The 20,813-nt window shown below is 73.2% G+C and carries 19 protein-coding genes; 10 read left to right on the top strand and 9 right to left on the bottom strand.

The window, feature by feature from the left end; genetic code table 11:
- The gene (locus tag ABZ840_RS03250; RefSeq protein ID WP_361552526.1) at positions 1-579 is read right to left on the bottom strand and encodes a helix-turn-helix domain-containing protein; all 579 of its coding nucleotides are present in this window, start codon (positions 577-579) and stop codon (positions 1-3) included.
- A gap of 156 nt (positions 580-735) precedes the next feature.
- Between ABZ840_RS03250 and ABZ840_RS03245 the strand changes: the two genes are divergently transcribed.
- The 3 genes from ABZ840_RS03245 to ABZ840_RS03235 all read left to right on the top strand — a co-directional run bounded on the left by ABZ840_RS03245 (position 736) and on the right by ABZ840_RS03235 (position 3,468).
- Positions 736-2,331, top strand: coding sequence for an MDR family MFS transporter (locus ABZ840_RS03245; RefSeq protein WP_361552523.1), 1,596 nt, complete (start codon positions 736-738; stop codon positions 2,329-2,331).
- Between the two features lie 147 nt (positions 2,332-2,478).
- Entirely contained in the window at positions 2,479-2,874 is a 396-nt protein-coding gene (locus ABZ840_RS03240) for a helix-turn-helix transcriptional regulator (RefSeq protein WP_361553877.1), read from the top strand.
- 132 nt (positions 2,875-3,006) lie between these two features.
- Positions 3,007-3,468 carry a VOC family protein gene (locus ABZ840_RS03235; protein ID WP_361552521.1) on the top strand — a complete coding sequence of 154 codons (462 nt, stop codon included), beginning with the start codon at positions 3,007-3,009 and terminating at the stop codon, positions 3,466-3,468.
- 16 nt (positions 3,469-3,484) lie between these two features.
- Here the strand turns inward: ABZ840_RS03235 and cseC are convergent, their stop codons facing one another.
- The 5 genes from cseC to ABZ840_RS03210 form a co-directional block, all read right to left on the bottom strand.
- Positions 3,485-4,792, bottom strand: coding sequence for a two-component system sensor histidine kinase CseC (gene cseC, locus ABZ840_RS03230; RefSeq protein WP_361552518.1), 1,308 nt, complete (start codon positions 4,790-4,792; stop codon positions 3,485-3,487).
- A 7-nt stretch (positions 4,793-4,799) separates the two neighbouring features.
- On the bottom strand, positions 4,800-5,513 hold the full coding sequence (cseB, locus tag ABZ840_RS03225) for a two-component system response regulator CseB (protein ID WP_361552515.1): 714 nt from the start codon (positions 5,511-5,513) through the stop codon (positions 4,800-4,802).
- Positions 5,514-5,521: 8 nt separating this feature from the next.
- The gene (locus ABZ840_RS03220) at positions 5,522-6,229 is read right to left on the bottom strand and encodes a hypothetical protein (protein ID WP_361552512.1); all 708 of its coding nucleotides are present in this window, start codon (positions 6,227-6,229) and stop codon (positions 5,522-5,524) included.
- 66 nt (positions 6,230-6,295) lie between these two features.
- Positions 6,296-6,847, bottom strand: coding sequence for a SigE family RNA polymerase sigma factor (locus tag ABZ840_RS03215; RefSeq protein ID WP_361552509.1), 552 nt, complete (start codon positions 6,845-6,847; stop codon positions 6,296-6,298).
- A 518-nt stretch (positions 6,848-7,365) separates the two neighbouring features.
- Positions 7,366-8,415 carry an A/G-specific adenine glycosylase gene (locus tag ABZ840_RS03210; RefSeq protein ID WP_361552506.1) on the bottom strand — a complete coding sequence of 350 codons (1,050 nt, stop codon included), beginning with the start codon at positions 8,413-8,415 and terminating at the stop codon, positions 7,366-7,368.
- Positions 8,416-8,708: 293 nt separating this feature from the next.
- Here ABZ840_RS03210 and ABZ840_RS03205 point away from each other — a divergent pair, with 293 nt between their 5' ends.
- The 3 genes from ABZ840_RS03205 (at position 8,709) to ABZ840_RS03195 (ending at position 12,282) form a co-directional block, all read left to right on the top strand.
- Complete coding sequence (locus ABZ840_RS03205) at positions 8,709-9,206, top strand: pyridoxamine 5'-phosphate oxidase family protein (protein WP_361552503.1); 498 nt, start codon at positions 8,709-8,711, stop codon at positions 9,204-9,206.
- 116 nt (positions 9,207-9,322) lie between these two features.
- Positions 9,323-11,338 (top strand): aconitate hydratase, encoded by a 2,016-nt coding sequence (locus ABZ840_RS03200; protein WP_361552500.1) that lies wholly within the window; start codon positions 9,323-9,325, stop codon positions 11,336-11,338.
- Positions 11,339-11,463: 125 nt separating this feature from the next.
- Positions 11,464-12,282: a hypothetical protein gene (locus ABZ840_RS03195; RefSeq protein WP_361552497.1), complete on the top strand. Its 819-nt coding sequence runs from the start codon at positions 11,464-11,466 to the stop codon at positions 12,280-12,282.
- A 75-nt stretch (positions 12,283-12,357) separates the two neighbouring features.
- Here ABZ840_RS03195 and disA read toward each other — a convergent pair whose 3' ends face one another.
- Both disA and radA read right to left on the bottom strand, forming a co-directional pair.
- The gene (disA, locus tag ABZ840_RS03190; protein ID WP_361552494.1) at positions 12,358-13,482 is read right to left on the bottom strand and encodes a DNA integrity scanning diadenylate cyclase DisA; all 1,125 of its coding nucleotides are present in this window, start codon (positions 13,480-13,482) and stop codon (positions 12,358-12,360) included.
- Positions 13,483-13,695: 213 nt separating this feature from the next.
- Complete coding sequence (gene radA, locus ABZ840_RS03185; protein WP_361552491.1) at positions 13,696-15,138, bottom strand: DNA repair protein RadA; 1,443 nt, start codon at positions 15,136-15,138, stop codon at positions 13,696-13,698.
- A 245-nt stretch (positions 15,139-15,383) separates the two neighbouring features.
- Between radA and ABZ840_RS03180 the strand changes: the two genes are divergently transcribed.
- Positions 15,384-17,150, top strand: coding sequence for a sigma-70 family RNA polymerase sigma factor (locus tag ABZ840_RS03180; protein WP_361552488.1), 1,767 nt, complete (start codon positions 15,384-15,386; stop codon positions 17,148-17,150).
- Between the two features lie 55 nt (positions 17,151-17,205).
- Here ABZ840_RS03180 and ABZ840_RS03175 read toward each other — a convergent pair whose 3' ends face one another.
- The gene (locus ABZ840_RS03175; protein ID WP_361552486.1) at positions 17,206-18,069 is read right to left on the bottom strand and encodes a hypothetical protein; all 864 of its coding nucleotides are present in this window, start codon (positions 18,067-18,069) and stop codon (positions 17,206-17,208) included.
- A gap of 45 nt (positions 18,070-18,114) precedes the next feature.
- Here ABZ840_RS03175 and ABZ840_RS03170 point away from each other — a divergent pair, with 45 nt between their 5' ends.
- The 3 genes from ABZ840_RS03170 (at position 18,115) to ABZ840_RS03160 (ending at position 20,635) form a co-directional block, all read left to right on the top strand.
- Positions 18,115-19,056, top strand: coding sequence for a Ppx/GppA phosphatase family protein (locus ABZ840_RS03170; protein ID WP_361552483.1), 942 nt, complete (start codon positions 18,115-18,117; stop codon positions 19,054-19,056).
- Positions 19,057-19,181: 125 nt separating this feature from the next.
- Positions 19,182-20,006 (top strand): sugar phosphate isomerase/epimerase, encoded by an 825-nt coding sequence (locus tag ABZ840_RS03165; protein WP_361552480.1) that lies wholly within the window; start codon positions 19,182-19,184, stop codon positions 20,004-20,006.
- 71 nt (positions 20,007-20,077) lie between these two features.
- The gene (locus tag ABZ840_RS03160) at positions 20,078-20,635 is read left to right on the top strand and encodes a TetR family transcriptional regulator (protein ID WP_361553874.1); all 558 of its coding nucleotides are present in this window, start codon (positions 20,078-20,080) and stop codon (positions 20,633-20,635) included.
- Positions 20,636-20,813 lie beyond the last annotated feature (178 nt).

The raw sequence follows: 20,813 nt of genomic DNA, 5'->3' as shown, positions 1-20,813 counted from the left end.
TCAGGATGCCGCGGGATGATTCGCCGCGGTGACCAATTCGAGGGCGACCTCGAGGATGGCCTTGCGCTTCTCCTCGGGGTCGCCCTCGACGTTCTGCATGGCGAACATGCCGGCGTGCAGCGACACCAGCGCGGTGATGCAGCGTGCCTGGTCCGTCAGCTCGGCCTCCGGCTCCTTGAGGAGGCCGACCATCGTCAGCATGCGTTCCTTGAACGACTCGCCGATGCTGAGGTCGCGGACGGTGGCCTGGTTCTCCTGCATGAAGCGGAAGAGCGGGGCGGCGTCGCGCAGTGCTTCGCTGTAGCGGCGGACGACCTCCTGCTTCGTCTCCAGCGTGCGCGGCCGGCCGGCGGCCCACTCGATCAGCTCGTCGCAGGGCCTGGCCAGGTCCTCGAAGAGGCTGATGACGATGTCTTCCTTGGTCTTGAAGTGGTAGTACAGGGCGGCCTTGGTGACCTCCAGCCGCTCGGCGATCTCCCGCAGCGAGGTCTTCTCGTACCCCTGCTGGGCGAAGAGGTCCAGGGCCACGTCCTGAATGCGCTGCCGGGTGTTGCCCCTGCGCGCGTGTCCTGTGCCCATGGTGCTCTCCTACCTCGTCGGTGCCGGTCCCGCAGGCTATCCCTGGTCAGGCGGGGCGGAGCAAAACTTACTTGACGCCCGGCTAGTTTCTCTCTTACCGTCCTCATCGTAAGCAAACTTGCCGGGCGGCAAGTAAGTACCTTGAACGGGGGAGTGATGGCCGCAACCCAGGCCGCCGCGCCGACGGACACCGGTGGCAGACAGCCCGCGAGCGTCCGTGTGGTGCTCTTCGCGCTGATGATCGCGATGCTGCTCGCGATGCTCGACAACATGATCGTGGGCACGGCCATGCCGACGATCGTGGGCGAGCTGGGCGGCCTCGAACACCTCTCGTGGGTGGTCACCGCCTACACCCTCGCCACCGCCGCCTCCACGCCCATCTGGGGCAAGCTCGGCGACATGTACGGCCGCAAGGGCGTCTTCCTCGCGTCCATCGTGCTGTTCCTGATCGGCTCGGCGCTCTCCGGCATGGCCCAGGACATGGGCCAGCTCATCGCCTTCCGCGCCGTCCAGGGCCTGGGCGCCGGCGGTCTGATGGTCGGCGTCATGGCGATCATCGGCGACCTGATCCCGCCCCGGGAGCGCGGCAAGTACCAGGGCATGATGGCCGGCGTCATGGCCGTCGCCATGATCGGCGGCCCGCTCGTCGGCGGCACGATCACCGACCACCTCGGCTGGCGCTGGAGCTTCTACATCAACCTGCCGCTCGGCGCGATAGCCCTGGTCATGGTCACGGCCGTGCTGCACCTGCCGAAGAAGCGCACGCAGGCCCGCATCGACTACGTGGGCGCCGCGCTGCTCACCGTCGGCATCACCGCGCTCGTGCTGATCACCACCTGGGGCGGTACCGAGTACGACTGGCTGTCGGCGCAGATCGTCGGCCTCGGCGCGCTCGGCCTGGTCTCCCTCGTCGCCTTCGTGTTCGTCGAGCGCAAGGTCAGCGAGCCCGTCCTGCCGCTGCACATCTTCCGCAACGGCAACTTCTCGCTCGTCACCCTGATCGGATTCCTGGTCGGCTTCGTGATGTTCGGGTCGATGACCTTCCTGCCGCTCTTCCAGCAGTCCGTCCAGGGCGCCTCGGCCACCAACTCGGGCCTGCTGCTCCTGCCGATGCTGCTGGCGATGATGGCCGTCTCGCTGGTCGCGGGCCGGATCACCACGAACAGCGGCCGGTACAAGATCTTCGTGGTGGGCGGCGGCGCGCTGATCACCGCGGGCCTCTTCCTGCTGTCCCTGATGGACACCGGCACCAGCCGCTTCACCTCGGGCGCCTACATGGCCGTGCTCGGCGCCGGCATGGGCTTCCTGATGCAGACGACCATGCTGATCGCGCAGAACAGCGTCGAGATGAAGGACATGGGCGTCGGCTCGTCCTCCGCCACGCTCTTCCGCACCATCGGTGGCTCCTTCGGTGTGGCGATCTTCGGTGCCCTCTTCACCCACCAGGTGCAGAACACCATGACCGAGCGGGGCGGCGCGGCCGCCGGCAAGGCCATGGAGGGCGGCGCGCAGCTCGACCCCGGCGGCCTCGCGCAGCTCCCGGCCCCGCTGAAGGACGCGTATCTGCACGCGGTCGCGGACGGCACCCACCTGGTCTTCCTGTGCGGCGCCGCCATCAGCGTCATCGGCTTCCTCGCGGCCTGGTTCCTCAAGGAGGTGCCGCTGCGCGGCGGCCCGGCGGACAAGCCGGCCGACGGGGAGCCGCAGGACGCCGCCCCGGTCGCGAAGGAAGCGCTTCCGCAGGGCGTCTGACCCGGTACGACGCGACGAACGGCCCCGGCACCGGTGAACGGTGCCGGGGCCGTTGTCAGTGGCGCGTGTCAGCATCGGAACGTGGACAACGCACCCGGCACGGCGCACCTCGCCCATCTGCGGCAGCTGCGCCTCGCCAAGGACGCGATGGACCGTGACTGGGCCGAGCCGCTCGACCTGGACGCGGTGGCCGCGCACGCCGGCTACTCCCGCTACCACTTCGTCCGCGCCTTCAAGGCGGTCTACGGCCGCACCCCCGGCCAGTACCTCAGCCGGCGCCGCATCGAGCGCGCCGAGCAGCTGCTGCGGACGGCCGACCTGTCCGTCACGGAGATCTGCACCCTGGTGGGCTTCACCAGCCTCGGCACCTTCTCGGCGACCTTCAAGAAGCAGACCGGGCTGTCGCCGAGCGCGTACCGCAGCCGGCACGTCGGCCGCGGCTCCGCGCTCATACCGGGCTGCTACGCCCTCCTGTGGTCCGGCGGCTTCAAGAGCCCGGCCGGCCACGGCCCGGAGGACCGCAATTCCGGAGAAGCGCGGTAGCGGGCGGCCTGCCTACGGTGACGGGGACGGGCGGGGCGGCCCGGACGGCCCGCCGGGAGCGGTCGCGGCCCGCCCGCTCCCACTTCTCTCATCCCGCCCAGGCAGCTCTCTCATCCCACCCAGGAGCACATCATGATCAAGGGTCTCGCCATCACGACCGTCTGGGTCCTCGACCAGGACCGGGCGAAGGAGTTCTACACCGAGAAGCTGGGCCTCGAGGTCCGTACGGACATGCGGATGGGCGGCGAGGACGGCATGCGCTGGCTGACCGTCGGCGCCAAGGACCAGCCGGACCTGGAGCTGACGCTGATGGTCCCGGGCGCGCCCGGCCTGGACCCGGAGTCGGCCGAGGCGATGAAGAAGCTGGTCAGCAAGGGGGTGCTGGGCGCCGGGGTGCTGCGCACGGACGACATCCGGGCGGAGTACGCCGCGCTGAAGGCCAAGGGCGTGGAGTTCCTCCAGGAGCCGCAGGAGCGCCCGTACGGCACCGAGGCGATCTTCCGCGACGACTCCGGCAACTGGTTCTCGCTGACCCAGCCCAGCGAGCGGCTGGACATGGACAAGAGCTGGGGCGACTGCGTCGAGGGCGGCTGACGGCCGGCCCGGCGGGTCAGTCCTCCGTGCCGGGCAGCTGGATCACGGGGAAGCTGCCGGTGGCGGTCGGGGCGTTCTCGGGCAGCCAGAGGACGGCGACGGCGCCGCTCGTGCCGTCCACCGCGGCCTCCGCGTTGCGGAAGGTCAGCCGGGCCCCGAGGACCCGGGCCTGGCCGGCCGCGATGGTCAGGCCCAGGCCGTGGCCGCGGCCCGCCCGGTCGCTGCTGCCCGTACGGAAGCGGCTCGGCCCCTCGCGGAGCAGCGCCTCGGGGAAGCCGGGCCCGTGGTCGCGGACGCGGATCACCCGGCCCTCGACCGTGACCTCGACCGGCGGCTTGCCGTGCCGGGAGGCGTTGGCGATGAGGTTGCCGAGGATCCGCTCCAGGCGGCGCGGGTCGGTGCTGACCTCGGCGTCCCGCAGCACCTCGATCCGGATGTCCGGGCCGAGCGCCCGCACCCGTCGGCGGACGAACTCCCCGAGGTCGACGTCCTGCAGCTCGGCGCGCTCCGCGTAACCGTCCAGGCGGGCCACCTCCAGCACGTCCTCGACCAGCGTGCGCATGGCCTGCGCCCGGTCCCGGACCAGCTCGGTCGGGCGGCCCGGGGGCAGCAGCTCCGCCGCGGTGAGGAGTCCCGTGACCGGCGTGCGCAGCTCGTGCGCGATGTCCGCCGTCACCCGCCGCTCGGCCTCGATACGGGTCTGCAGCGCGTCCGACATGGCGTCCATGGCGTGCGCCAGCTCGTCCGTCTCGTCCCGTACCCGGCCGGGGAGCTGGTCCCGTACGCGGACGGACGTGTCGCCCTCGGCGAGCTTGCGGGCCGCCGCTGCCGCCTTCCGGAGCCGCTTGGAGAGCCGGCCGCCGACCAGGACGCCCAGCGCGCAGCCGGCCGCCACCACCGAGATGGACCCGATGAACAGCGCCTGGTCCAGGTCGTCCAGGACGGTGAAGCGGTCGGGGAAGTCGTTGTGGAGGGAGAGCACCCGGCCGTCGTCCAGCGGGGCCGCGGCCCACACCTCAGGCGCGGCCTCGCCGTTGTCCTCCAAAAAGGTGGCGCGCCGGCCCTCGGCGACCTCGGCGCGCAGGTCCTTGGGGAGCTTCGGGTCGTCCAGCCGGGCGCCGAACTGGAGCCGACTGGTGGTCTCGTAGATCCGCTGGGTGAAGTTCAGCCGCTCGATCTGCACGTCGCGGCTGTTGTCGAGCATGGAGACCCGGGCGGCGTTGTGCACGACGAGGCTCAGCGCGATCGCGACCAGCGCTCCGACGAGCGCGATCGCCGCACTGAGCTTCCAGCGCAGTCCCGTACGCAGAGGGAGTCCGACCACGCCGCGGTCAGCCTCTCAGCTTGTAGCCGAAGCCGCGGACCGTCTCGATGCGGTCCTGGCCGATCTTGCCGCGCAGCCGCTGCACGTGGACGTCCACGACCCGGGTGTCGCCGCCCCAGCCGTAGTCCCACACGCGCTCCAGCAGCCGGTCGCGGGAGAGCACCGTGCCCGGCGCGTCGGAGAACTCCAGCAGCAGCCGCATCTCGGTCGGCGTCAGCGCGACCGGCTCGCCGGCCCGCCGCACCTCCATGCCCTCGGTGTCCACCTCCAGGTCACCGAAGCGCAGCAGCCCGTCGTCCGCCGCGGATGCGGTCTCCTTGCCCGCGCCGCTCCGGCCGTCGGGGCCGCTCGCGTGCCCGAAGCGGCGCAGCACCGCCCGTACCCGGGCGACCAGCACCGCGCCGTCGAAGGGCTTGGTGACGTAGTCGTCGGCGCCCGCCTCCAGGCCGAGCACCACGTCGATGGAGTCGGCGCGCGCCGACAGCATGATCACCGGGACCGTGGACTCGTCCCGGATCCGCCGGCACAGGCTGACCCCGTCCAGGCCCGGCACCATCACGTCCAGCAGAGCGATGTCGGGCCGGTCGGCACGGAACGCCTCCAGGCCCGAGAGCCCGTCGGGCATGGCCGTCACCGTGAAGCCGTCCCGCTCCAGGGCGAGTTGGGTGGCCTCGCGGATGACGTCGTCGTCCTCGACGAAGAGCACATGGGTCTCGGCCATGCGGGTTCTCAATCCTCCGATGGTGTCGCGCTGGGCCCGGTTCCGTCGCCGGTCTTGCTGTAGTCGGTGTAGTAGTGGGAGTACTCACGGAAGCGGTCCTTCTTCCAGTGGTACGTCATCACATCCTCACCCGTGGGGCAGCAGACCGCGTCGTCGGTCTTGTACGTCTGCTTGGTGATCTCCAGCTCGCCCTTGCTGACCGCGGCGTACACCGGCGGCTCCTCGCTGGTGAAGACGTTCTCGTAGCCCTTGGCGCCCTTGCGGTACACATACGACCCGATGCCGACGGAGTCCGCGCAGGTCATCACGTTGACGATGACGTCGGCCGTCTTGTTGCCGGTCAGCGGCGCGTACGTGACGTCGATCGGATACTCGTCGGCCGTGCAGGGCTTGGCCAGCGTCTTCTTCACCTCGGCGCCGACCTCGGGGTCCTTGCGCAGCAGCGCCCGCGCGTCGACCTTCTTGTACGTCACCGACGACGAGGGGGAGGGCGACGGCGCGTCGCTGCGGGCCCGGGACGGCACCGGCGAGTCGGCGGCCGAACCCTCGGACCGCACCCCGTCGCCGGTCGTCTCGCACCCGGCCAGCAGCAGCGCGATCGCGGCGATCCCCGCGAGGGCCGTGCCGGTCGCGCGCCACAAGGTCGCGGGCAGGCGCGAAGAAGCGGCCGGCCGCTTCCCGGCCGGTCCGCCGTCGGCTCCGCCGCCTCTGGTCACACCGCTCCTGCTCACCATGTGCCTGTCACCCGTCGCCGGCCCGCGGACCGGCGGTGCCGCCGCCGGTCAGGCCGCGCACCGCTCCCGCCCCTGGCCGTCACGCTCCAGTACGCGTGCGTCGACCTCACGGTTCACCAGCTCCTGGCGCAGCCGGGCCAGCGCCCGGTGCAGCGTGCTCTTGACCGTCCCCGTGGACATGCCCAGCGCCGCCGCGGTCTCCTCCGTACTCATCTGCTCCCAGTGTCGCAGCACGACGACGCTGCGCTGCTTGGGAGCCAGTACCGAGAGGATGTCCATCAGCAGGGCGCGGTCGGCGCGCTGCTCGGTGCCGTCGTCCACGCTCGCGTCCGGGAGCTGCTCGGTGGGCACCTCCTCCAGCTTGCGCGCCCGCCACCACTCGGTCCGCGTGTTGATCATGACGCGGCGCAGGTAGGCGTCGGCGAGGGACTTGTCGGCGATGCCGTCCCAGCGGCCGTACGTCCGCACGAGTGCCGTCTGGAGCAGGTCCTGGGCGTCGACCGGGTCGGGTACCAGACGCCGGGCGCTCCGCAGCAGGGCATCCTGCCGAGTGCGCACGTACTCTTCGAAGTCCAGTACCTTGCCGCCGCTGGTCGCCATACCGACGCCTCCGTTCCTCCGCCTGCGTTCCCCACGTTGTCCGTGCCGGTGGTCGCGGGCCGGGCGCCGTACGTCTGTCGGCGCGGCCCTCATCTCCAGCACGGAAGAGGACGCTACGGAGGGGGTGTTGCGGCGTCATGCGCGGCTGCCCCACAGCGAACGCACGGGAATCCGTCGGTTGTGTAACAACGGCGGCGGGCTCCTCCTCGCGGGGGACGGAAGCCGCCGGAACGTCATCCCCCAGAGGGAGGACGGGCCCGCCGGGCGGCGGGTTCCACGGAACGCGGCATTCGCCGGCAATCCGGTGCGGTCCGGACCGGCCGGATCGCATCGGACCGGCCGGATTGCCCGGACCGACGGAGCACGCCGGACCGGGCCGCGTCGTACCGGAAGGGGTCCGTACCGGAAGGGATCCGTACCGGAAGGGACCCGGACCGGAAAGGGGCCGGAACGTACCGGCAGGGATCCGGAACGTACCGGCAGGGATCCGGACCAGACCGGAAGGGATCCGGACCGGATCAGGTCAGCGGGAGCCGGTACAGGCCGTCCGGGAGGGGCTCCACCAGGCCGTCGGCGACCAGCCCGTCCAGGGCGCGCGCACGCTGGACCGGCTCGTGCCACACCGCGTCCAGCCGCGCCTGCGGCACCGGCGCGACCGCCTCGCGCAGCACGGCCAGCAGCTTGCCGCGCACCTGGCGGTCGGTGCCCGCGTACGTCTGGACGCGCCGCGGCGGGCCCTCGTGCTCGGGACAACCGGCCAGCCGCCAGGCGCACTGCGCGGCGACCGGGCAGCGCACGCACTCGGGGCTGCGCGCCGTGCACACCAGTGCGCCCAGCTCCATCGTGGCCGCGGCCCACTTGGCGGCGGTCGCCTCGTCCTCGGGCAGCAGCGCGCGGGCGAGCTTGCGTTCGGCGGCGGTGGTGGCGTTCGGCGGGTACTGGCGGCCGGTGACCGCGCGGGCGAACACCCGGCGGACATTGGTGTCGAGGACCGCGTGCCGCTGCCCGTACGCGAAGGAGGCCACCGCCGCTGCGGTGTACTCGCCGACGCCGGGCAGCGCCAGCAGCTGGGAATGCTCGCGCGGCACGTCGCCGCCGTGCCGCTCCTTTATCGCGGAGGCGGCGGCGTGCAGCCGCAGGGCGCGCCGCGGGTAGCCGAGCCGGCCCCAGGCGCGCACCGCCTCACCGGACGGCTCGGCGGCCAGGTCGGCCGGGCGGGGCCAGCGGGCGAGCCACTGCTCGTAGACGGGCAGCACCCGGTTGACGGGCGTCTGCTGCAGCATGAACTCGCTGACCATCACGCCCCAGGCACCCGCCTCGGGGCGGCGCCACGGCAGATCGCGGGCGTGCTCGTCGAACCAGTCGTTGACCGGCTCGTGCAGCCGCCGGCCGGCCCTGTCGGCGGCGTCGGCGGCATCCGTGGCGATGCCGGTGGCGGAGGCGGCGGCAAGGGCGGAGGCGGCGGCGAGCTCGGCGGGGCGCGGCGCCGGGGTTCCGGCGGTGCGTCCGTTGCCGGGCTCCACGGCGGCGTCGCCGGCGGGCTGGGCGGGGGCAGGAGTGGAAGTCATGGCACCGTCGATCCTGACACGGTGCCGCGCGGCGGTGAAACGACCCGGCCCCGTGCCGCCCGTTGTGCACCTGCACGTGGTACGCCGACTGCTGCAACGGGGCGTGCGCGGGACCGCCGGACGTGGCGGCCGGGCCGGGGGTGTGGGCAGGTCGGGGGCGCGGGGTGCGGCGGCGGGGCGTGTGCGGGGTGACCGGGGGTGCCGCGGGCGTGGCGGCCGAGGGCCGCGCGGGTGGCGGCCCGGAGCCGCGGGGTGCCGCTTCCGCCGCCCGGCCGGCGAGCGAGGATGCTCCCATGAACCAGAGCGCGCCCCCGGACCGTCCCTGCCCGCCCGAGATCCTGCTGGCCCTGGCCGACCACACCACCATGACGCTCGCCTACACGGACGAGGACGGGCCGCAGGCCTGCGCCGTCCTGTACGCCGCGACCGACGGCCCGGACCCCGTCCTCCTCTTCGTCACGTCGGAGTCCACCCGGCACGGCCGGGCCCTGGCCGCCGCGCACCCGGCGGCCCCGGTCGCCTTCACCGCCCAGCGCGACGACCAGGAGTGGTCGGGCCTGACGGGGGTTCAGGGGCGCGGCACATGCCGCCGTCTGGAGGGTGCGGAACGCCGGCGGGCGTGGCGCGCGTACGCCGACCGCTTCCCGTACGTCGCGCTCAGCCCCAAGCTGCGCAGCGCCATGGACCACACCGCCTTCTGGGAACTCCGCCCCACCTGGCTCCGCCTGATCGACAACGCCCGGGGCTTCGGCCACAAGGAGGAATGGACCGCCGCCGGATTCGGCCAGTAGGCGCGCGGCGCTCCCGTACGAGGGGCACCTCGGGACGAACGGGTACTCAGGGTCCGACAAACGGGTACTCAGGGTGCGACAGCGGACGAAAAGCGCGCGCACTGAGGGAGGCGGGCATGGCAGCGAGCGGCCACGCGACGAACGGCAGCCTCGCGCACCGGCTCATCGCGGACCACCTGGTGGACGGCGAACCGGAGCCGGGCAGCGAGATCGGCCTGCGCATCGACCAGACCCTGACGCAGGACGCCACGGGCACGCTGGTCATGCAGGAGCTGGAGGCGATCGGCCTGGACCGGGTGCGCACCGAGCTGAGCGTCCAGTACGTCGACCACAACATCCTCCAGGCCGACGGGCGCAACGCCGAGGACCACGCCTTCCTCCGCTCGGCGGCCCGCCGCTTCGGGCTCTGGTACTCCAAGGCGGGCAACGGCGTGTCGCACCCCGTCCACATGCAGCGGTTCGGGATCCCCGGCCGGTCGCTGGCCGGCTCCGACTCGCACACCTGCGCAGCGGGCGCGCTCGGCATGCTCGCCATCGGGACGGGCGGACTGGAGGTCGCGCTCGCCATGGCGGGCCGCCCGCTGCGCCTCACCATGCCGGAGATCTGGGGCATCCGGCTGACCGGTGCGCTGCCGGAGTGGGTGAGCGCCAAGGACGTGGTGCTGGAGATGCTGCGGCGGCACGGCGTGAAGGGCGGCGTGAACCGGATCATCGAGTACCACGGCCCCGGCCTGGCCGGGCTGTCCGCGATGGACCGCCATGTGATCGCCAACATGGGGGCCGAACTGGGCGCGACCACGACCGTGTTCCCCGCCGACGAGGCCGTACGGGACTTCCTGCGCAGCGAGGGCCGGGAGGACGCGTACCGGCCGCTGGCCGCGGACCCGGACGCGCGCTACGACCAGGCGGACGAGATCGACCTGAGCGCCCTCGAACCGCTGATCGCCCGTCCCACGTCACCCGGCAACGTGGTGCCGGTGCGCGAGGTCGCCGGCGAGCGCGCCGACCAGGCGGTCCTCGGCTCCTCCGCCAACCCGGGGCTGCGCGACTACGCGGTCGCCGCGGCGATGGTCCGGGGCCGCCAGACCGCTCCCGGGGTGAGCTTCGACGTGAACCCCACCTCGCGCGAGACCCTGCTGGACCTCACCCGGTCGGGCGCGGTGTCGGACCTGGTCGCCGCCGGGGCCCGCATCCACCAGGCGGGCTGCCTGGGCTGCATCGGCATGGGCCAGGCGCCCGCCGCCGGCCGCAACTCCCTGCGTACGTTCCCGCGCAACTTCCCCGGCCGCTCCGGTACGGAGGACGACCGGGTCTGGCTCTGCTCGCCGGAGACCGCCACCGCGTCCGCGCTGACCGGCGTCATCACCGACCCGCGCGCGTGGGCGGCGGACGCCGGCGCCGACCACCCGTCCGACCTGCCGACGCTCCGCCGCGAGCCGGTCAACAAGGCCATGCTGGAACCGCCGCTGCCTCCGGACGAAGCAGCCCGCGTCGAGCTGGAGCGCGGCCCCGGCGTCTCGGCGCTGCCCGAACTCGCCCCCATGCCCGACACGCTGTGCGGCCCGGTCCTGCTGAAGGCCGGCGACGACGTCTCCACGGACGAGATCTCGCCCGCGGGCGCCAAGGCCCTCCCCTTCCGGTCCGACATCCCGCGGCTGGCCGACTTCACCTTCACCCGCCTCGACCCGGAGTACCCGCGGCGCGCGGCGGAGCACCGGGACCGCGCGGAGCGGGACGGGCAGGACGGCGGGCACCTGGTCGTGGCGGGCGACAACTACGGCCAGGGCTCCTCCCGCGAACACGCCGCCCTGACCCCGCGCTACCTGGGCCTGCGCGCCGTCCTCGCCAAGTCCTACGCCCGCATCCACTGGCAGAACCTGGCCAACTTCGGCGTCCTCGCCCTGGAGTTCGACGACCCCGCCGACTACGACCGCATCCACCAGAACGACGAAATCCGCCTGGAAAACCTCCACAAGACCCTGACCCCGAACGCCGAACCGACCCTCACGGCGATCAACGTCACCCGGAACGAGCGCTACCGCCTGCGGCACCGCCTTCCGCCCGGCCGCCGTACGTCCGTACGAGCCGGCGGCGTGATCCCGGCCCTCGCCGCGGAGGAGTCGGGCCGCTGAAGCCCCCGCTCATGCCCCTTACTTCCGGGGATGACCAGGAAGAACCAGGCAGATGATGGGAAAAGTAGAGGCCCCGTCGGCGGGTACTGGCTGGCATCGGGGCTGATCTCTCGTACAGTTTCCGCGTGGGATCTCTGCGCAATCCGATCGGGCCGCTTCCCTCCTCCATCTACTGGCGACGGAGGGCGGTCGCGCTCGCGATCCTCGCGCTCCTCGTGCTGATGGTGGTGTGGGCCGTCAGCATGAGCAACACCAGTGGTGACGGCGGCTCGAACAACAAGGGGTCGGCCGGCGGTCCCGCCACGTCCATCACGCCGGGCCCCAACGCCACCGACTCCGGCATCAGCCAGAAGCCGGGCGGCCGCGACGAGGCGGGCGACGGCGGCGGCGACGGTGATGCCGACGCGGGCTCCGGCGGCGCCGGGAGTGGCGGTTCGGGCGGTTCCGGCGGCGGTACGCCCATCGGTGAGGGCGGCGGTACCGGTTCCGGCGCGGGTGCCGGCAGCGGTGGCGGCGTCCTGGTGCCGGGTGGCTCCGCGCTCGCCGACTGCCAGGGTTCCGGGGTGGAGTTGAAGCTGCACAGCGTCAAGAACTCCTACGGCCCGGACACCCGGCCGAAGTTCGAGGTGACCGTCAAGAACACCTCGGACAGCGACTGCAAGGTCGACCTGGGACGGAAGTCGGCCGTGCTGACGATCAGTCACACCGACAGCGACGACCATCTGTACGCCTCGGACGACTGCCCGCCGAGCACCGGCGCCGCGCCCCTGAAGATCCCCGCCGGGGCGACGATCACCCGGACCGTCGAGTGGGACCGCAAGCCGACCGCTCCGCAGTGCGCCACCCCGGCCGGCAAGTCCGCCAAGGCCGGCACCTACCTCGCCGAGATCGCCGTCAAGGGACTCGCGTCGGACAGCACGTCGTTCGTCCTGGCCAAGGACTGACACCGGCCGTACCGGCACCCGCTGCACTGATTCCGCTGTGCGGCCTCCGGGGCCGCACAGCGGTGTACGGACGACTCAGACGTAGCGTTCCAGGATCGAGGATTCCGCGAGGCGGCTGAGGCCCTCGCGGACCGAGCGGGCGCGGGCCTCGCCGACGCCGTCCACCGTCTGGAGGTCGTCGACGCTGGCGGCGAGGAGCTTCTGCAGGCCGCCGAAGTGGTCGACGAGGCGGTCGATGACCGCGCCGGGGAGGCGGGGCACCTTGGCCAGCAGGCGGAAGCCGCGCGGGGAGACCGCGGAGTCCAGGGTCTCGGGCGAGCCGCTGTAGCCGAGGGCGCGGGCCACGATCGGGAGTTCGAGCAGCTCGGTGTGGGAGAGCGCGTCCAGCTCCGCGAGCGCCTCGGCCACCGTGCGGGACCGCTTGGCCGTCGGCTGGGGTACGTAGTCGCGGACGACCAGCTCCCGCTCCGGCTCGACGCCCGCGATCAGCTCGTCCAGCTGGAGGGAGAGCAGCCGCCCGTCCGTGCCCAGCTCGACGACGTACTCGGCGATCTCGGTCGCGATCCGGCGGACCATCTCCAGGCGCTGGGCCACGGCGGTCACGTCGCGGACCGTCACCAGGTCCTCGATCTCCAGCGCGGAGAGCGTGCCGGCGACCTCGTCCAGGCGCAGCTTGTACCGCTCCAGGGTCGCGAGCGCCTGGTTCGCGCGGGAGAGGATCGCGGCGGACTCTTCGAGGACGCGGCGCTCGCCGTCCACGTAGAGGGCGATCAGGCGCATGGACTGGCTGACCGAGACGACCGGGAAGCCGGCCTGGATGGAGACCCGCTGCGCCGTACGGTGCCGGGTGCCGGTCTCCTCGGTGGCGATGGAGGCGTCGGGGACGAGCTGGACGCCCGCGCGCAGGATCTTGGTGATGTCCTTGTCGAGCACCAGCGCGCCGTCGAGCTTGCACAGCTCGCGCAGGCGGGTGGCGCTGAACTCGACGTCGAGGACGAAACCGCCGGTGCACATCGACTCGACGGTCTTGTCGAAGCCGAGCACGATGAGACCGCCGGTGTTGCCGCGGAGGATGCGCTCCAGTCCGTCACGCAGTGCCGTGCCCGGTGCGACCGCGCTCAGCGAGGCACGCATCAGACTGTCACCGCCGGAGCTACCGCCGGACCTTCCGGGGGACGACGCCCGGTCGTTGGCTGCCACTGCACTCCTCCGTCGCAAGGTCTGTCGGTGCCGCAGCCCGCCCGGAGCCGCCGTGGCCGCGTGCGTACGTCGCGGACGCGATCTGCGGCAGGACTGCGTTGACGGGCGAGACCAGGGCAAAGTCTACCGGCGACGCGCCGTTTACCTAGGGGAGTCCCGTCCGGGCGGCGCGGGGCGGCACCCGCCCGGCGCACCGGAGGCGGCCTCCGCGGCTCAGCGGCCGCTCAGCGGGGACGCCTCCGCCTCCTCCGGCGCGCCCTGCTTCCGCGCGGACTCGCGGGGCGGGCGGCGGGGGAGTACGCGCAGCGCCTCGCCGACGTCCGCGACCTCCCGGACCCGCATGCCCGCCGGGATCTTGCCCGGGTCGGCCGGCACCAGGGCGTGGGTGAAGCCCAGCCGCGCCGCCTCGGCGAGCCGGCGCTGTACGCCCGTGACCCGGCGGACCTCGCCCGCGAGGCCGACCTCGCCGATCGCCACGAGGTTCTTCGGCAGGGGCGTGTCGGACGCCGCGCTGGCCAGCGCGAGCGCCACGGCCAGGTCGGCGGCCGGCTCGGACAGCTTCACGCCGCCGACCGTCGCGCTGTAGATGTCCCGCTTGCCGAGCGCGGAGATCCGGCCGCGCTGCTCCAGCACGGCCAGCATCATCGAGACCCGGGAGGTCTCCAGCCCGGAGGTCGTCCGCCGCGGGGACGGGATCTGGGAGTCGACCGTGAGCGCCTGGACCTCGGCGACCAGCGGGCGGCGGCCCTCCAGGGTGACGGTGAGGCAGGTGCCCGGCACCGGCTCGTCGCGGCGGGTCAGGAAGAGGCCGGAGGGGTCGGCCAGGCCGGTGATGCCCTCGTCGTGCAGCTCGAAGCAGCCGACCTCGTCGGTGGCTCCGTACCGGTTCTTGACGCCCCGTACGAGGCGGAGGCGGGCGTGCCGGTCGCCCTCGAAGCTCAGCACGACGTCGACGAGGTGCTCCAGCAGGCGGGGGCCCGCGATGTTGCCGTCCTTGGTGACGTGGCCGACGAGGAGCGTGGACATCCCGCGCTCCTTCGAGGCGCGGATCAGTGCCCCGGCGACCTCGCGGACCTGGGCCATGCCGCCGGGCGCGCCGTCGATCTCGGGCGAGGCGACGGTCTGGACGGAGTCCAGGATCAGCAGCGACGGCTTCACGGAGTCCAGATGGCCGAGGACCGTGGAGAGGTCGGTCTCGGCGGCGAGGTAGAGGTGGTCGTCGATGGCGCCGATGCGGTCGGCGCGCAGCCGCACCTGGCTCGCGGACTCCTCACCCGTGACGTAGAGCGTGCGGTGGTCGTCGCTCGCGGCCTTGGCGGCGACGTCCAGCAGCAGCGTGGACTTGCCGACGCCGGGCTCACCGGCGAGCAGCACCACGGCACCGGGGACGAGACCGCCGCCGAGCACGCGGTCCAGCTCGGCCACGCCGGTGGAGCGGGCCGTGGCCTGCCGGCCGTCGACCTGGCCGATGGGCAGCGCGGCCGTCGTGACCCGGCCCGGCGCCGTCGTGCGGACGGCCGGGCTGCCGCCGGCCTCCTCGACCGTGCCCCACGCCTGGCACTCGGGGCAGCGGCCGAGCCACTTCGCGGTGGTCCAGCCGCACTCGGTGCAGCGGTAGGAAGGGCGGTCCTTGGCCGGGGATTTGCGGGTTGCCATGGGAGCCACCGTAGCCGTGGGGTCCGACAACGCGGCCGGGCACGGTACGGACGACGTGTGGTGAGGGGCAGGAGGCGGGCGATGGTGGATGACACGTTCCGGGTGACAGTGGCCATGGATACGCGTGTGGGGGACGGTACGGATCGGACGCCTGTCCCCTTTTGAGGGAGAACGTCACCCGAAAGAATTAAAAGCCGCCAACCGGCCCTGACCGGTCACCGCCGCCTGTCTACGGTCGCCGGGTGATGAGCAGCAGGCCCGGACATCCGACACAGACCACTGCCGCACCGCTCCGCGCGCCCCGGGCGGAGCGGGACCGACGGCAGGGCCGGGCCGGCCGTGCCGCCCGGTCCGACCGCCACGACCGGCACGACCTGTCCACCGAGCGCTACGAGCCCTACGTGGACGGACTGTTCACGTACTGCCTCTCCGTGCTGTGCGAGCACGGCGCGGCGACCGAGGTGCTCGGCGAGGTGCTCGCGCTCGCCGAGCGGCAGCACGGGCGCCGCCCGTCCGACCCCGCGCTGTACCGCCCGTGGCTGTACGCGCTGGCCCGCTGGGCGTGTCAGCGGCGGCTCGCCGACCCGGACGCGCGCCCGGAGCCCGCGGCCGACGACGAGACCGACCAGCGGCGCGAACTGGCCGCGCTGGCCTGGCCGGAAGCGGCCGGTACGACCCCGGAGCAGCGCGAGGCGTTGGAGCTGTCCGTACGGCACGGGCTCGGCTCCCGCGAACTGGCCGCCGTGCTCGGCATGGAGCCGGTCACGGCCCGCGCCCTGCTCTCCACGGCCGCCTGCGAGGTGGAGCGCACCCGCGCGGCGCTCGCCGTCGTCGAGTTCGGCCGCTGCCCCGACGTGGCCCGGCTGGCCGGGGACACCCGGACGCTGCTGGGCACGGCGCTGCGGCGGGAGCTCGTACGGCACGTCGACGCCTGCGAGGAGTGCCGCCGGACGGCCGAGCGGGCGACGGCGGGCGGGCCCTGGCCCGGGGCCGAGCCGGTGGCGCAGGGGCCGCTGCCGATGGTCACGGCGCCGCGCGCCGCGGCCCGCGTCGCGATGCGCGCGGCCCTGCGGTCGCGGACCGGGCGGGCGGTGGAGCCGCTGGAGAAGGGGGCGCAGGGGCGCACGAAACGGGCGGTCGGCGTAAACGGTTCTGCACCCCGCTACGACCGCGACGGCTTCCCCCTCGGGCCCAAGGACCGGGCGGCCCGCAACGCCCGGCTGCGCAGCCGCGCCCTCACCACGACCGTCGTGGCCACGGTCCTGGCGGCGCCGGTGCTCGCCCTCTGGGCGGCGTACCGGGGTGCTCCGCTGACCGGCGAGACCGACGGCACGTCCGTCAGCGCCGGCGACACCGAGGGTGACCGGCTCGGCGCGCGTCCGTACGAGAAGGCGGGCAGCGCGCAGACCACGCCCGATCCCCGGTTCGGTCCCGGCACTCACTCGCCGGACGTGTCGGTGGAGGTCATCGGCGCGCAGGGCGAGCGGCTGGGGGAGGCCGTGCCGAGCCCCTCGCGGTCCCGCACCGGGCCGGGGCGGCTGACCGTCGCGGCGCAGCCGAGCGGCGACCTCACCCTCATCACGCTGTCCGCCTCCGGCGGGACGCCCGTGCGGTGGGCGGCGCACACCGCTGCGCCGTGGCTCCAGTTCAGTACGACGGCGGGGGTGCTGCAGCCGGGGGAGTCGACGACGGTCAGGGTGTACGTCGACCACGACCGGGAGCCGGCGGGGTACTGGCGGGCCCGGATCACCGTGGACCCGGCGGGGTCGGTGGTCACGATCGAGGGACGCGGCGCGACTCGGCCGGACCCCGGAGGGCCGCGGCCGACGCCCACGCACCCGCCGACGGACCCGACGCCCACGCCGCCCGGCCCGACGCCGTCCGATCCCTCGCCGAGCGACCCGCCGCCGTCGCCCACGCCCACCGAGCCCTCGCCGAGCGAGCCGCCGCCGAGCGAGCCGCCGCCCAGCACGACGCCGCCGCCGTCGGACAGCGGCAGCCCGGCCGGCTGAGGCCCGGAGCCCGGAGCCCGGGGCCGAGCGCCGTCGGGCCCGGGCACCGCCGCCGTCAGGCCTTCGGCACCACCGGCATGGGCAGCAGCACCGGGTCCGCCGGGTGCGGAGCCATCGGGCTCTCCGAGGCCAGGCGTTCCTCGCAGAGTTCCGCGAGGCGGTCGTAGCCCTCCTTGCCCATCAGCTCGATGAGCTCGGGGGCGTACGACTGGTACACCGCCTTCGACGCGCCGTGCGCGGACGTCGCCGAGGTGCACCACCAGTTCAGGTCGTGGCCGCCGGGGCCCCAGCCGCGGCGGTCGTACTCGCCGATGGTGATTTCGAGGATGCGGGTGTCGTCGGGCCGGTCGATCCACTCGTAGGTGCGGCGCACCGGGAGCTGCCAGCAGACGTCCGGCTTGGTCTCCAGCGGCTCGCGGCCCTCCTGGAGGGCCAGGATGTGCAGCGAGCAGCCGGCGCCGCCGGGGAAGCCGGGGCGGTTCTGGAAGATGCAGGAGCCCTTCCAGCGCCGGGTCTGGCGCTCGCCGTCGTCCTCGTCCTCCTCGACCCAGCCGGTCGTGCTGCCCACGTCGTGGAACTGCCAGATGTCCGGTGTGAGCCGCGCCACGTGCTCGGCGACCCGCTCCTCGTCCTCCTCGTCGGAGAAGTGCGCGCCGAGCGTGCAGCAGCCGTCGTCGGCGCGGCCCGCCTCGATGCCCTGGCAGCCGCCGCCGAAGACGCAGTTCCAGCGCGAGGTGAGCCAGGTCAGGTCGCACTTGAAGACCTGCTCGTCGTCGGCCGGGTCCGGGAAGGTGACCCAGGCGCGGGCGAAGTCGAGGCCGACCTCGTCGGTCACCTCGTCGGACGCCGCCCCGCGCGCCTGCTGCTTTTCGAGCTTCTTGAGGGCTTTTTCCTGCTTCGCCTTTTTCGTCTTCGCCACATCCCCAGCCTAAAGGCGTCACGGGGCCGCAGTAGCTTTCTGTGTATGCGACTCGGTGTTCTCGACGTGGGTTCCAATACGGTGCATCTGCTGGTGGTGGACGCGCACCCCGGCGCGCGCCCGCTTCCCGCCTGGTCCCACAAGGCGGAACTGCGGCTGGCCGAACTCCTCGACGAGGGCGGGAACGTCGCCGCCGCGGGCATCGATCTGCTCGTCGCGACGGTCCGTGAGGCGATGCAGGTCGCGGAGGACAAGGGCGTCGAGGACGTGCTGCCGTTCGCGACCTCCGCGATACGTGACGCACCCAACGGCGAGGACGTGCTCGCGCGCGTCGCCGAGGAGACCGGCGTCACGCTGCGGGTGCTCTCCGGCGAGGACGAGGCCCGGCTCACGTTCCTCGCGGCCCGCCGCTGGTTCGGCTGGTCGGCCGGGCGGCTGCTGCTCCTGGACATCGGCGGCGGTTCGCTGGAGATCGCGTACGGCCTGGACGAGGTCCCGGACGCGGCGGTCTCGCTGCCGCTCGGCGCGGGCCGGCTCACCAACAGCGACCTGCCCGGCGACCCGCCGGACCCGGAGGCCGTACGGGCGCTGCGGCGCCGGGTGCGCGCCGAAATCGCCCGGGTGGTGAGCGACTTCACACGCTTCGGGACGCCGGACCACGTCGTGGCCACCTCCAAGACCTTCAAGCAGCTGGCCAGACTCGCCGGCGCGGCCCGCTCGGCGGACGGCCTGTACGTACAGCGCGGGCTGAGCCGGGCGACGCTGGAGGAGTGGGTGCCCCAGCTGGCCACGATGACCGCCGACAAGCGCGCCGGACTGCCCGGGGTCTCCGAGGGGCGGGCCCGCCAGCTGCTGGCCGGGGCGCTGGTGGCGGAGGCCGCGATGGACCTCTTCAAGGTGGACGAGCTGGAGATCTGCCCGTGGGCGCTGCGCGAGGGCGTCATCCTGCGGCGGCTGGACCATCTGCCGAACGGCGAGCCGGGCTGAGCCCCGGAGAGGCCGTGCCCGCGCGGCCCCGGACCGCCAAAAACGCGTCATGAGCGCGTCATGGTGTCGTTCGACATAGCGGACCGCCTGCCCCCGGTACGGCACGGGCCCGTACCCTGTCCTTCGTGACGGAGCCAGTGGTGCGCATCCCGGATGCGAAGGTCGCCCTGTCCACGGCGTCGGTGTATCCGGAGTCGACCGCGACGGCCTTCGAGATCGCCGCACGCCTGGGGTACGACGGCATCGAGGTCATGGTCTGGACCGATCCGGTCAGCCAGGACATCGAGGCGCTGCGCCGGCTGTCCGACTACCACGGCGTGCCGGTGCTGGCTGTCCACGCGCCGTGCCTGCTGATCACTCAACGCGTGTGGTCCACCGACCCGTGGACCAAGCTCCAGCGGGCCCGTAACGCGGCGGAGAAGCTCGGCGCCTCCACGGTCGTCGTGCACCCGCCCTTCCGGTGGCAGCGCAACTACGCCCGGGACTTCGTGCGCGGTGTGTGGCGCATGGAGAACGAGACGGACGTGAAGTTCGCCGTCGAGAACATGTACCCCTGGCGTTACCGCGACCGCGAGATGCTGGCGTACGCGCCGGACTGGGACCCCACGAAGGACGACTACCGGCACTTCACGGTCGACCTGTCGCACACCTCGACCGCCCGGAGCGACGCGCTGCACATGGTGGACCGGATGGGCGACCGGCTGGCCCACATCCACCTCGCCGACGGCAGCGGCTCCAACAAGGACGAGCACCTGGTCCCGGGGCGCGGCAAGCAGCCCTGCGCCGAGCTGCTGGAGCGGCTGGCCGCCACCGGCTACGACGGGCACATCGTCATCGAGGTCAACACCCGCCGTGCGCTCTCCGCCGCCGAACGCGAGGCCGACCTCGCCGAGGCCCTCGCCTTCACCCGGCTCCACCTGGCCTCGCCGAACCGGGTGTACGGCTCGTGACCGCGCCCCGTGCGGGCGCTTCCGGGGCAGCGCCGCGGCGGCGCGGCCGCCCCTCCCGTACGGAGGGCGCGATGGGCCCCGGCGCACGGGAGCGGATCCTCGCCGCGGCCCGTACGGAATTCTCGGAGCGCGGGTACGACAAGACCTCCATCCGCGGGATCGCCAAGGCGGCGGAGGTGGACCCGGCGCTGGTGCACCACTACTTCGGGACGAAGGAGCAGGTCTTCGGCGCGGCCATCGAGGTGTCCATGGAGCCCGCGCTGCACCTCCCCGACGTGCTGGCGCAGGGCGCCGACGGCATCGGCGAGCGGTTCGCGCGGTACTTCCTCGGCATCTGGGAGAACCCGGCGACCCGCGCCCCGCTGCTCGCCGTGGTCCGGTCCGCCGTGACCCACGAGGCGGCGGCGAAGGTGCTGCGCGGCATCGTGCTGCGGCGGATGCTGGAGCGGGTGGCGGCGGAGCTGGCCGTGCCGGAGCCGCGCCTCCGCGCCGAACTGGCCGCCTCCCAGCTGGTCGGCATCGCGATGCTGCGGTACGTCGTCCGGGTCGAGCCGCTGGCCTCGGCCGACCCCGAGGACATCGTGCGGATGGTCGCGCCGACGCTGCAGCGGTATCTCGCGGAGGCGTGAGCGGGCGCGCTGCGCTGCGGTTCGTGGCCGGTTGTGTTCCGTCCCGTCCGCATGGCGATCGGGCGTCTCACATTCCGGAGGGACTGTCCAGATCTTGGATCGGAGGCGTAGTCTCGGATCAGCTGATATGTGACTGCCGTGACGTGACTGCGCCGCAGGCCGGAGGCCCGGCGCAGGG

The organism is Streptomyces sp. NPDC047117 (assembly GCF_040643545.1).
Classification (GTDB): Bacteria; Actinomycetota; Actinomycetes; order Streptomycetales; family Streptomycetaceae; genus Streptomyces.
Note: the sequence above shows the minus strand (reverse complement) of the source record. Positions and strands in the feature narration are given on the sequence as shown.

Coding starts and splice junctions, on each gene's coding strand:
- ABZ840_RS03240 (WP_361553877.1), top strand. CDS start 2,479: ATGGACCGTGACTGGGCCGAGCCGCTCGACCTGGACGCGGTGGCCGCG.
- ABZ840_RS03170 (WP_361552483.1), top strand. CDS start 18,115: ATGCGACTCGGTGTTCTCGACGTGGGTTCCAATACGGTGCATCTGCTG.
- ABZ840_RS03245 (WP_361552523.1), top strand. CDS start 736: ATGGCCGCAACCCAGGCCGCCGCGCCGACGGACACCGGTGGCAGACAG.
- ABZ840_RS03210 (WP_361552506.1), bottom strand. CDS start 8,415: ATGACTTCCACTCCTGCCCCCGCCCAGCCCGCCGGCGACGCCGCCGTG.
- ABZ840_RS03250 (WP_361552526.1), bottom strand. CDS start 579: ATGGGCACAGGACACGCGCGCAGGGGCAACACCCGGCAGCGCATTCAG.
- radA (WP_361552491.1), bottom strand. CDS start 15,138: ATGGCAACCCGCAAATCCCCGGCCAAGGACCGCCCTTCCTACCGCTGC.
- ABZ840_RS03235 (WP_361552521.1), top strand. CDS start 3,007: ATGATCAAGGGTCTCGCCATCACGACCGTCTGGGTCCTCGACCAGGAC.
- ABZ840_RS03215 (WP_361552509.1), bottom strand. CDS start 6,847: ATGGCGACCAGCGGCGGCAAGGTACTGGACTTCGAAGAGTACGTGCGC.
- ABZ840_RS03205 (WP_361552503.1), top strand. CDS start 8,709: ATGAACCAGAGCGCGCCCCCGGACCGTCCCTGCCCGCCCGAGATCCTG.
- cseB (WP_361552515.1), bottom strand. CDS start 5,513: ATGGCCGAGACCCATGTGCTCTTCGTCGAGGACGACGACGTCATCCGC.
- ABZ840_RS03200 (WP_361552500.1), top strand. CDS start 9,323: ATGGCAGCGAGCGGCCACGCGACGAACGGCAGCCTCGCGCACCGGCTC.
- ABZ840_RS03180 (WP_361552488.1), top strand. CDS start 15,384: ATGAGCAGCAGGCCCGGACATCCGACACAGACCACTGCCGCACCGCTC.
- ABZ840_RS03160 (WP_361553874.1), top strand. CDS start 20,078: ATGGGCCCCGGCGCACGGGAGCGGATCCTCGCCGCGGCCCGTACGGAA.